The organism is Viridibacillus arvi (assembly GCF_001274945.1).
GTDB lineage: Bacteria > Bacillota > Bacilli > Bacillales_A > Planococcaceae > Viridibacillus > Viridibacillus arvi.
The window spans coordinates 405,625-416,293 of the sequence record NZ_LILB01000008.1 but is presented as its reverse complement, the minus strand read 5'-3'; the positions used below and the strand labels follow the sequence as shown (position 1 = coordinate 416,293).

General features: G+C 35.2%; 10 protein-coding genes. 7 read left to right on the top strand and 3 right to left on the bottom strand.

The features are described from left to right. The first annotated feature begins 55 nt into the window (after nt 1–55). The 5 genes from AMD00_RS20835 to AMD00_RS20810 all read left to right on the top strand — a co-directional run bounded on the left by AMD00_RS20835 (nt 56) and on the right by AMD00_RS20810 (nt 5,627). Entirely contained in the window at nt 56–1,108 is a 1,053-nt protein-coding gene (locus tag AMD00_RS20835) for a fatty acid desaturase (protein ID WP_053418917.1), read from the top strand. A gap of 98 nt (nt 1,109–1,206) precedes the next feature. Continuing rightward, nucleotides 1,207–2,346: a sensor histidine kinase gene (locus tag AMD00_RS20830; protein WP_083446321.1), complete on the top strand. Its 1,140-nt coding sequence runs from the start codon at nt 1,207–1,209 to the stop codon at nt 2,344–2,346. Further along, nucleotides 2,339–2,944, top strand: a complete 606-nt coding sequence (locus AMD00_RS20825) for a response regulator transcription factor (protein WP_053418915.1) — start codon at nt 2,339–2,341, stop codon at nt 2,942–2,944. Before AMD00_RS20830 ends, AMD00_RS20825 begins: the two co-directional genes overlap by 8 nt. Nucleotides 2,945–3,267: 323 nt before the next feature. After that, the gene (locus AMD00_RS20820; protein ID WP_053418914.1) at nt 3,268–4,851 is read left to right on the top strand and encodes a catalase; all 1,584 of its coding nucleotides are present in this window, start codon (nt 3,268–3,270) and stop codon (nt 4,849–4,851) included. Nucleotides 4,852–5,072: 221 nt separating this feature from the next. Beyond that, on the top strand, nt 5,073–5,627 hold the full coding sequence (locus tag AMD00_RS20810) for an NADPH-dependent FMN reductase (RefSeq protein ID WP_083446320.1): 555 nt from the start codon (nt 5,073–5,075) through the stop codon (nt 5,625–5,627). 73 nt (nt 5,628–5,700) lie between these two features. On the opposite strand, the gene AMD00_RS20805 is transcribed toward AMD00_RS20810, so the two are convergent. Together AMD00_RS20805 and AMD00_RS20800 are read right to left on the bottom strand one after the other, a co-directional pair. Beyond that, a complete protein-coding gene (locus AMD00_RS20805; protein WP_053418912.1) occupies nt 5,701–6,456 on the bottom strand; it encodes an ABC transporter permease in 756 nt (251 codons plus the stop codon). Further along, the gene (locus AMD00_RS20800; protein WP_053418911.1) at nt 6,453–7,184 is read right to left on the bottom strand and encodes an ABC transporter ATP-binding protein; all 732 of its coding nucleotides are present in this window, start codon (nt 7,182–7,184) and stop codon (nt 6,453–6,455) included. The genes AMD00_RS20805 and AMD00_RS20800 overlap by 4 nt, the downstream gene beginning before the upstream one ends. A 314-nt stretch (nt 7,185–7,498) precedes the next feature. Here AMD00_RS20800 and AMD00_RS20795 point away from each other — a divergent pair, with 314 nt between their 5' ends. Beyond that, on the top strand, nt 7,499–7,999 hold the full coding sequence (locus AMD00_RS20795; protein WP_053418910.1) for a methylated-DNA--[protein]-cysteine S-methyltransferase: 501 nt from the start codon (nt 7,499–7,501) through the stop codon (nt 7,997–7,999). A gap of 229 nt (nt 8,000–8,228) precedes the next feature. Here the strand turns inward: AMD00_RS20795 and AMD00_RS20790 are convergent, their stop codons facing one another. Beyond that, a complete protein-coding gene (locus tag AMD00_RS20790; RefSeq protein ID WP_053418909.1) occupies nt 8,229–8,774 on the bottom strand; it encodes a phosphoribosyltransferase family protein in 546 nt (181 codons plus the stop codon). Nucleotides 8,775–9,196: 422 nt separating this feature from the next. Here AMD00_RS20790 and AMD00_RS20785 point away from each other — a divergent pair, with 422 nt between their 5' ends. After that, on the top strand, nt 9,197–10,666 hold the full coding sequence (locus AMD00_RS20785; protein WP_053418908.1) for a nicotinate phosphoribosyltransferase: 1,470 nt from the start codon (nt 9,197–9,199) through the stop codon (nt 10,664–10,666). Nucleotides 10,667–10,669 lie beyond the last annotated feature (3 nt).

Here is a 10,669-nt window from a genome sequence, read left to right as displayed (position 1 = left end):
ACTATAAGTTTTAAGATGAGAATATATAAAAGCGAAGAAAAGTGAGGGACATCACATGAATAATATAGAAAAGACGAAGCAATTACGTAAGGACGTCGCACCATTCGCTAAGTCTCATTTGAATAAAAGTATTATGCAAATGGTTAACACTTTGCTACCACTTATAATCTTATGGACAGCAGCGTATCTATTAGTTCCAGTTTCTGTTTGGGCATCGGTTGGCTTAAGTATAGTCGCAGCAGGTTTTGTAGTTCGTACATTCATTATATTTCATGATTGTACTCACGGGTCATTTTTTAAAAATAAAAAAGCAACAGATATCGTTGGTACATTAACTGGAGTATTAACATTGTTTTCTTATGAAAAATGGAAACGTGAACACGCAATTCACCATGCAACAAGTTCAAATTTAGATAAACGTGGTGTTGGTGACATTTGGGTGATGACAATTGATGAGTACATTGCAGCATCAAAAAAGGAACGATTCAAATATCGTGCTTACCGTAACCCGCTTGTAATGTTCGGATTAGGACCACTATATTTAGTTTTAATTTCAAGTCGTTTTAATCGTAAGGATGCAAAACGAAAAGAGCGTATGAATACGTATCTATCAAATATTATTATCGTAGCATTAGCAACTACGCTCGTGATGACTGCCGGATGGACAGCATTTTTAATCGTACATGGTACGACGATGTTTGTAGCTGGTGCATTAGGAATTTGGTTATTCTACATTCAACATACATTTGAAGATTCATATTTTGAAGAAGAGTCTGAGTGGGATTATGTAAAAGCAGCGATTGAAGGAAGTTCATACTATAAATTGCCACTAGTTTTACAATGGGTAACAGGTAATATTGGTTTCCATCACGTGCATCATCTATCACCACGTGTACCAAATTACTTATTAGAAGAAGCACATGAAAAAGTACCGCCACTTCAAAAAGCTACAACAGTAACTATCAAAACAAGTTTAGAATCATTACGTTATAAATTATATGATCCATCACATAAAGCCTTTGTGACTTTCAAATCTGTACAAAGGTTAGTAGATGAACATGATCGTTTGTCAAAAAATCAAGAAGTACCTATGAAAAAAGCAAGCTAAGTATGAAAAACGGTCATTTCTTTAAACAGAGATGGCTGTTTTTGTTTATATGACATTTGATATAATAGGGGCAATTAGATGGGGCGGTGAATGAATTTATGCTGAGCTGGTTTAGTATTTTCCCGAAAAGTCCTTGGCTAAGTATCTATGCTTGGGTAATTTTCTGTTTACTACCGTTCTTTTTCATATTTAGGTCATCTTCATTTTTAGAAATAACGATAGGGATTTCAATTTTACTTTTATATTTTGTTTCATATCGTTTTTCACATAGATCACACAATGGACTCGTATATATGTGGGTATCCTTTGAAATGATAATTAATGTTGCGATGACATTACTTTTTGGTTATGTTTATCTATCATTATTTACAGCGTTTTTTATTGGGAATATCCGTAATACTGTAGGGTTTTATATTATGTATGGCTTACATATCGCTTTTACAATAGGCGCGATAGTAGCAGGGTTTTTCATTGAAATTGACTTGTTTCTTCCTCAAATTCACTTTATCATTATTTCGGTTATTGGAACGGTACTATTACCATTTAATTTATATAACTGGAATAGACGTGAAAAACTTGAGGGACAACTAGAGTCGGCAAAAGAACGTATTTCTGAGCTTAGTATCTATGAAGAACGCCAGCGTATTGCGCGTGATTTGCATGATACCCTCGGGCAAAAGCTTTCCATGATTGGTTTGAAAAGTGATTTAGCTGCACGTTTAGTGGAAAAGGATCCACAGGCTGCAGTGATGGAATTAAAAGATATTCGCCAAACAGCAAGTATTGCTTTGAAGGAAGTACGCGAACTTGTAGCAGATATGCGTACAGTGAAGTTACATGATGAACTTGTCCGTATTCAGCAAATTTTAGATGCAGCAGAAATGGAATTGACGATTGTAGGAGACCCTAATTTTGATAAAGTTCCAACAATCGTTGAAAACGTTCTAAGCATGTGTCTAAAGGAAGCTGTTAATAATATAGTGAAACATAGTGATGGATCGAAGTGTGAAATTACATTCGCCCAAAATAAAAATGAATTACAGATTATCATTGCAGATAATGGTGTGGGTCTATCAGCCAAAAAAGAGAAATCAGAAGGTAATGGTTTGAATGGCATGCGAGAACGATTAGAGTTCGTCAACGGAAATCTGCAAATTACTGAACAAAACGGCACAGTGCTTAATATTACTGTACCTGTCGTCATCACACATCAAAAGGGAAGTGACCAACATGATTAAAATCGTCATAGCTGAAGATCAAGGTATGCTATTAGGTGCTATGAAATCTTTACTCAATATGGAAGATGATATGGAAGTAGTCGGCATTGGCAAAAATGGTGCTGAAGCTGTCGCGCTTGTAGAGGAGCATAATCCTGATATTTGTATTATGGATATTGAAATGCCCTTGAAAACCGGGCTAGATGCTGCTGAAGAATTACAAGATCATCCTTGTAAGATTATCATCTTAACTACTTTTGCGCGTCCAGGTTATTTCGAACGCGCTCGTAAAGCGGGTGTGCGTGGTTATTTATTAAAAGACAGCCCTATTGAAGAACTTGTAAATTCTATCCGTGTAATTGTGGAAGGCAGACGACTATATGCACCTGAGTTAATCGATATTGTTTATGAAGAGACTATTGAAAATCCGCTCACAGAACGTGAAAGTGAAGTACTTGAGCTAGTAGCGGAGGGTAAAACGACGAAGGAAATCGCGGGGGAGCTTTTTCTTTCGCCCGGTACCGTGCGAAACTATATTTCAACCATCTTAGACAAACTAGAAGTAAGCAATCGAATTGAAGCTATCGCTCGTTTTAAGGAAAAAGGATGGAACAAATAGAACAATAGGCTGGCTAAGTAAGTTTTATATAAATCCATATTTTAAATTAATTAGCATCTCCTTGTGAGGTGCTTTTTTTGTTGGAAAAATTACTGATAGAGGATAGTTGAATGAAAGAGAGCCCGAATGAGTCAAAAGAGGGCGAGTAGGTTAAAAGGGAGCCCGAGTGAGTTAAAAGAAAGAGCGAGTAGGTTAAAAGAGAGCCCGAGTGAGTCAAAAGAGATAGCGAGTAGGTTAAATAAGTTCCCCAGATAGCTGCAAATGTTTAATTCATTAAAATACAGGACAAGATGGATTGTGAAGACATTCAAGGAGGCTATTTTATGACACATAATGATAATCATATTGAAGAGGAAGACACGCTTACCAATAGACAAGGGCATCCTATTACAAACAATCAAAACTTGAGAACTGTTGGTAATCGTGGGCCGGCTACTTTAGAAAATTATGATTTCCTAGAGAAAATGAGTCATTTTGATAGAGAGCGTACACCCGAACGTGTAGTACATGCTCGTGGTGCTGGAGCACACGGCTATTTTGAAACGTATGGAACTGTAGGTAATGATCCTGTGTCGAAATTTACTAGAGCAAAGGTATTTCAAGACAAAGGGAAGCAAACGCCAGTTTTTGTTCGTTTTTCAACTGTAATACACGGAAATCATTCACCAGAAACTTTGCGTGATCCCCGAGGATTTGCAGTGAAATTTTATACTGAAGATGGTAACTGGGATCTAGTAGGGAATAATATAAAGATCTTCTTTATTCGTGATGCTATGAAATTTCCTGATATGATTCATGCATTTAAGCCGGATCCTATTACGAATATACAAGATGTTGAGCGCTTTTTTGATTTTTGTGCAAGTTCACCGGAATCATTCCATATGGTCACTTTTATCTATTCACCTTGGGGAATTCCTGCAAATTACCGAATGATGCAAGGATCTGGGGTGAATACGTATAAATGGGTGAATAGTGATGGAGAAGCCGTTTTGATCAAATATCACTGGGAACCAAAACAAGGAATAAAGAATTTGACGCAACAGGAAGCTGAAGAAATTCAAGCTAAAAATTTTAACCATGCTACTCAAGATTTATATGATGCGATTGCAAATGGAGATTATCCAGAATGGGAATTAAATGTTCAAATCATGTCTGATGGAGAACATCCAGAACTCGACTTTGATCCTTTAGATGATACGAAGCTGTGGCCTGAAGATCAATTTCCTTGGCATCCTGTAGGGAAGATGGTATTAAATAAAAATCCTGAAGATTTTTTTGCAGAAGTAGAACAAGTATCGTTTGGAACAGGCGTATTAGTTGATGGACTCGATTTCTCTGATGATAAAATGTTGCAAGGTAGAACGTTTTCTTATTCAGACACACAGCGTCATCGTGTTGGAGCAAACTATTTACAACTCCCGATTAATGCACCGAAGAAACGTGTTGCTACAAACCAAAATGGTGGTCAAATGTTATATAAGCGTGATTTAGCGCCTGGTCAGAATCCACATATTAACTATGAGCCATCCATGCTTGGTGGCTTGCACGAGGCTAAACAAAATGCAAAAGAGTATACACCATTTATTGAAGGTAATTTAGTACATGAATCCATCGATCGTCAAAGTAATACGAAACAAGCAGGGGAAACGTATCGTAATTTTGAAGACTGGGAAAAAGATGAGCTTCTAGAAAATCTTATCGGTGATTTATCTAGTTGTGATGAAAAGATCCAAAAGGCAATGATTGCATTAGCAGAGGAAGCAGATGAAGATTACGGCCGTAGACTAAAAGAGGGACTACAAAATGCCAATAAACACTCATCTACGCAAAGACCTTTAGCAAATAATGATGGAGATAAGGCTCCTGAAGATGCCATTGAAAAAGGACATGACGCAGAGCCGTATTAAAATGAAACGTGAGGATAATAAACCTCACGTTTTTATTATTGTTTTCTTTTTTTATAGTCGATTGCAAAAAAATCACCGAAAACTTATTGATATTTATAAAATTGCGCATGCTATAGAAGGTATTTTTTTGCTACTGAGTCAAATTATTGGAACATTCCATTTTCAAGGTATATGCTTTACTTGTTACAAAATTTTAAAATAGAAAAGGAAGTAGACATTAAATGACTATTAAAGTAAAAGCAATAATAGGTTCAACTAGCTCAACTTCAAATAATTTAAAACTTGTAAACTTCATGAAAAAACGCTATGCAAACAAATTGGATATTACACCAGTATTAATTAATGATGTTGAAATGTTCTCGATTGATATTGAAAACAATCCACCAGCCGGTGCAACAGCTTTTAAAGCGGATGTTAAAGATTCTGATGCAGTATTATTTGCTGTTCCTGAATATAACTATTCCATTCCAGGTGCATTGAAAAATGCAATTGACTGGTTATCACGTGGTGGAGATAATACAATCAAAGATAAACTGGGATTCATTGTAGGTTCATCAATGGGTGTTTTAGGAAGTGTTCGTGCACAAATCCATTTACGTGCAATACTTTCAAATCCAGCTTTAGCGCCGGTACTACTGCCAGGTAATGAAGTATATATAGGTGCGGTTCATACGAAATTAAACGAAGCTGGCGAACTAACAGATGAAAGTACAATTGCATTCCTTGATACTGTAGTAGATAACTTTATAGCTTTTTACGACAAACATACTAAATAATATATAGCTCCCCAGTACAATTATTATGACAAAAAGCTTCTTCTCTAAGACGTATAGAGAAGAAGCTTTTTAATTAAAATTTTTCTTTCAACATTTGCATGCGACTATTAAACAATGTTGGATAGGACAAAAAACCAAGGAAAATACTCGATACAGCCGCTGTCGTAAGCAAGATGAAAACGATTAGTAATTGAAACTGCACTGCCTGGATCGGGTCAGCGCCAGCAATGATTTGACCACTCATCATGCCTGGAAGTTGGACAAGCCCAATCGTTTTTTGGCTTTCTATAGTTGGAATCATACTTGCCTTAATGGCACTAATTAATTGATGATGAATAGCCTGTTTTGGTGTTCCACCTAATGATAAAATAAGCTCTACTTGATCACGATGAGCATGCATTTCAGCTGTGAAACGATTTAAGAATAATATGGATAGTACCATGGAGTTTCCGATGATCATTCCACTAATTGGAATGATATATTGTGCAGTTGCGGGTACAATGTGGAAGCCTAGTAGTATGGCTTGCGTCAATACTTCAACAGTCAGTAAAGTAACAGCAATTTTCCACGTAATCCCGTCTATGGACTTACCTTTTTTACGTGCGTTTAATGTAGCAGTTCCAATCATCAAAGCAATCATTAAGAATATATAGATAAAATGATTGGAATCAAAAACAAATTTTAATACATAGCCGACAGCAAGTAACTGGATAATAGATCTTATCGTTGCAATAAATGTATCTTTTTCTAATCCGAGTTTTAAAGTTTTTGATAAAATTAATGGAATAAGTACGAAAATCAATGTTAAGGATAATGCCAAATAGCTCATTTAATCACTCCTTGTACAAAGTGTTTTACAAGGTCATTTTGAGGGTTCTCTAATAGTTTGCTCTCTCCGGTCTCAATGACTTCACCTTGCATTAAAACCCAAGTATAGTGACCAATTTTTAATGCTTGCTCAAGATTATGTGTAATCCAAATCATCGTCACATTATATTTTCCGTTGATTTTGACGATTAGTTCTTCTATTTCTTTTAATGAAGCACGATCAAGTGCAGATGTAATTTCATCTAACAACAAAATTTCGGATTGATTTACTAGGGTTCTAGCAATCGATACTTTTTGGCGTTGGCCACCAGATAAATCATCTGCATTTTTATGTAAAAAATCTCGTTCCAATCCGACATCATCTAAGTATGAGATAGCATCTTCTTCAGGTAATTTTTTGCTCTGCAATGCTAATGGAAGCTCCAAATTTTCAAAAACTGTGCCTTTGATCATAGGAGCAGCTTGCAACGCCATTCCAACATTTCTACGTAAATCAATTGGGTCATAATCAGTAATGAGTTTATTATGAATGAAAATTTCACCAGCGGAAGGGGAGATTAAGCCGTTGCACATTTTGAGTAAAGTTGTCTTGCCCGCGCCAGATGGTCCAACGAGTGTTGTGATTTTTCCCTTTGGAAAGGATCCAGTAACTTTTTTTATTATTTTAGAGTCACCAATTTGAAAATCAACATGATTAAAATGTATAGCTGGCTCATATACCTTATCCATTTGTAAGCCTCCTGAATAAAAGTCTTTACTATAAATGTACCATAGTTGAAGAATAATCTTCTATTTTAGAATGGCTTCAGCCGCCATTATTAAAGCAAGAGACGCTCTATTTCTGTAAGATTTTCGATATCTTACAACCTAAAACACACGTTCAACTAACAATATTGTGTATATTATAATTACACTAAAAAAGTAAGGTTTGACATGTGCTATATCTTTTATAGGTGTGAATCAAATGTATTGTTTTTATAGCATTATTAATGAAAATGACTGATGAAATATCAAAATATTAACGAAAAAAAGGGAGCATTAGCATGATAAAAGAAATTTATTGGACATGTTTTCAACATGAGGATTGGAGAATTTATTTAGCTGCTACAGACCAAGGACTTAGTTATGCTGGCATTAGTATGGAAGAGTTAGAAATGATGTCCGCAAAGAGGTTTAAAAAGTACAACTTAATAGAGTCTGAAGAAAATTTAGAAGTGTATAAAAAAGAGTTGATAGACTATTTAAAAGGTGAAAATAAGGAATTTGTGATGTCCTTAGATACAGGAGGCACAGAGTTTCAACAATCTGTTTGGAAAGCATTACAAGGAATCCCTTATGGTGAAACAACAACTTATTCAGCTATTGCCAATCAAATAAATAATCCAAAGGCAGTGCGAGCAGTAGGTACAGCAATTGGTGCAAATCCAATTTTGATAATCGTACCCTGTCATCGTGTTATCGGAAAAGATGGTCAACTTACAGGCTTCCGTAGTGGAATACCTATGAAAAAAGCACTCCTTGCATTAGAAACATCAAGTACGTGAAACATGTAATCACAGAATTATTTTACCAAAATGATGAAATAAAATTGAGTTTCTTCCTATATAAATAGAAATAATAAAATGAATAATAAAAGTTTGTGAAGTCCTTATATCATTTTGCAAGTGTGATCTAGTTCGCATAACCTAATGAAATATATCTATTTGAAATTATTTTTTAAAAAATTAAAAGCCAATTCAAAATTTGATTGAATTGGCTTGTGGATTTGTAAGTTTATTGGTGATGAGGGAAGAGGGGCAATTCTCCTAAGAAAATAATATCATCCCGTTTAGTGGCATCACCTTCTGCTATAATAGCAGCTTTTGCAACAACTCGACCCCCTGCTTTTGTAACAAGCTCTTCTAAAACTTTGATAGACGCACCAGTGCTAATAACATCATCAATAATTGCAACCCGTTTATATTTTAAAAAGGCAACATCATGAAAATCTAAACAAAGGATTTGTTTTTCTTCTGTCGTAATAGATTTCACTTCATGGATAAGTGGTTCAAGCATATAAGATTTTAATGATTTACGCGCTACGACATAACGTGGTAATTTCATTCGCTTTGAAAGTTCATACACTAAAGGAATCCCTTTTGCTTCTGCTGTAATGAGTAGATCTACATCAGGTATCTTTTCAGCAAGGGCAGTAGCTGCTGCATCCACCATCTCTATATCACCTAATAAAATAAAACTAGCTATAGAGAGATTTTCTTTTATTTGAATAATAGGTAAATGTCGTTTTAAACCTGCGACATGTAATTCATAAGTTTTCATTGCATAAAATCCTCCGATTTACAAAATAACTAATGAGACAAATTCAAAAAATACCCGATGGCCTATATAAATAGGTCTCTAATAGTCTTTACATTTTTCAGATGATTTAAGTCGTAATAATGCGCATCATCAAAAAATAACGTGACATAATCCTTAAATTGCAATATCACGATAAATACCTAGATATTTTCAATACACTTTTCTGGAAGTATACGGGATTGTTCGATTCAAAACAATGTTATCACCTTTAAAACTAATGTTCAAATTTATAGTTAATGGATTACTGAGAAGATTTAGAAATTTACAGTGGGATTAATGAAGAAATATAAGGTTCATGAGATAGAATAGCGGTTTTCAAAACATGTTTAACGTTAAATAGTGTATACTATGACTAATTACGATGGTGGAAGAAGGGACTAAGTATGAAGTCGAAATATCCAGATGATAGCTTAACGCTACATACAGACTTATATCAGATAAACATGGCAGAATCTTATTGGGCGGATGGTATACATAATAGAAAATCAGTGTTCGAGCTGTATTTCAGAAAATTACCATTTGGCAACGGTTTTGCAATTTTTGCTGGTCTAGAAAGAATGCTGGAATATTTACGTGATTTCCGTTTTAGTGAAAGTGATTTAGAGTATTTGGAAAATGATTTAGGTTATAGTGAAGATTTTATTGGGTATTTAAGAGATTTACGCTTTACCGGAGATGTGTATTCAATGGTTGAAGGTGAACTAGTCTTCGGTAATGAACCAATTGTTCGTATTGAAGCGCCTTTAGTCGAAGCACAATTAGTTGAAACTGCTCTACTGAACATTGTTAATTATCAAACATTGATTGCTACAAAAGCAAGTCGTATTAAGCAAATTGTAAAAGACGATGTAGTAATGGAATTTGGTACACGTCGTGCTCAAGAGATGGATGCAGCTATTTGGGGTACACGTGCAGCAATTATAGGTGGATTGGAATCAACAAGTAATGTGCGTGCGGGTAAATTATTTAATTTGCCAGTTGCGGGCACTCATGCTCACTCACTTGTTCAAGCTTATAAAAATGACTACGAGGCGTTTCATGCTTATGCAAGACGTCATAAAGACTGTGTATTTTTAGTTGATACGTATAATACTCTAAAATCAGGAGTTCCAACTGCAATCAAAGTAGCAAAAGAACTCGGCGATAAAATTAACTTTATGGGTATCCGCTTAGACAGTGGTGACATTGCATTTTTATCAAAAGCGGCACGTAAAATGTTAGATGACGCTGGATTCCCAAATGCCAAAATCGTTGTATCAAATGATTTAGATGAGTATACTATTTTGAATTTAAAAGCTCAAAATGCAATGGTTGATATGTGGGGTATTGGTACAAAATTAATTACTGGTTACGATCAACCCGCTTTAGGTGCAGTGTACAAAATAGTAGCTATTGAAAAAGAAAATGGACAAATGGAAGATACCATTAAAATTTCTGCTAACGCTGAAAAAGTGACTACGCCTGGGCAGAAAAAATTATATCGCATCATTGATCGTGAAAATGGTAAAGCTGAAGGTGACTACATTACGATGTTTGATGAGGAACCTCAATTGGAGGAACGTATTAAAATGTTCCATCCAGTCCATACATTCATCTCCAAATTTGTCACTAACTTTGAAGCGAAAAATTTACACACGAAAGTAGTAGAAAATGGACAAGTAATCTACGAAAGCCCTTCTGTACAAGCAATGAGAGAGTATGCAACCGAAAATTTAGACTTATTATGGGATGAATATAAGCGTTCTTTAAATCCAGAGGAATATCCAGTCGATTTAAGCCAAAAATGCTGGGATAATAAAATGCGTAACATTCAAGAAGTGAAAGATATGGTTGAACAAATCGAGCTTGGTTAAGGA

Coding starts and splice junctions, on each gene's coding strand:
- AMD00_RS20795 (WP_053418910.1), top strand. CDS start 7,499: ATGATAAAAGAAATTTATTGGACATGTTTTCAACATGAGGATTGGAGA.
- AMD00_RS20800 (WP_053418911.1), bottom strand. CDS start 7,184: ATGGATAAGGTATATGAGCCAGCTATACATTTTAATCATGTTGATTTT.
- AMD00_RS20830 (WP_083446321.1), top strand. CDS start 1,207: ATGCTGAGCTGGTTTAGTATTTTCCCGAAAAGTCCTTGGCTAAGTATC.
- AMD00_RS20825 (WP_053418915.1), top strand. CDS start 2,339: ATGATTAAAATCGTCATAGCTGAAGATCAAGGTATGCTATTAGGTGCT.
- AMD00_RS20835 (WP_053418917.1), top strand. CDS start 56: ATGAATAATATAGAAAAGACGAAGCAATTACGTAAGGACGTCGCACCA.
- AMD00_RS20785 (WP_053418908.1), top strand. CDS start 9,197: ATGAAGTCGAAATATCCAGATGATAGCTTAACGCTACATACAGACTTA.
- AMD00_RS20810 (WP_083446320.1), top strand. CDS start 5,073: ATGACTATTAAAGTAAAAGCAATAATAGGTTCAACTAGCTCAACTTCA.
- AMD00_RS20820 (WP_053418914.1), top strand. CDS start 3,268: ATGACACATAATGATAATCATATTGAAGAGGAAGACACGCTTACCAAT.
- AMD00_RS20790 (WP_053418909.1), bottom strand. CDS start 8,774: ATGAAAACTTATGAATTACATGTCGCAGGTTTAAAACGACATTTACCT.
- AMD00_RS20805 (WP_053418912.1), bottom strand. CDS start 6,456: ATGAGCTATTTGGCATTATCCTTAACATTGATTTTCGTACTTATTCCA.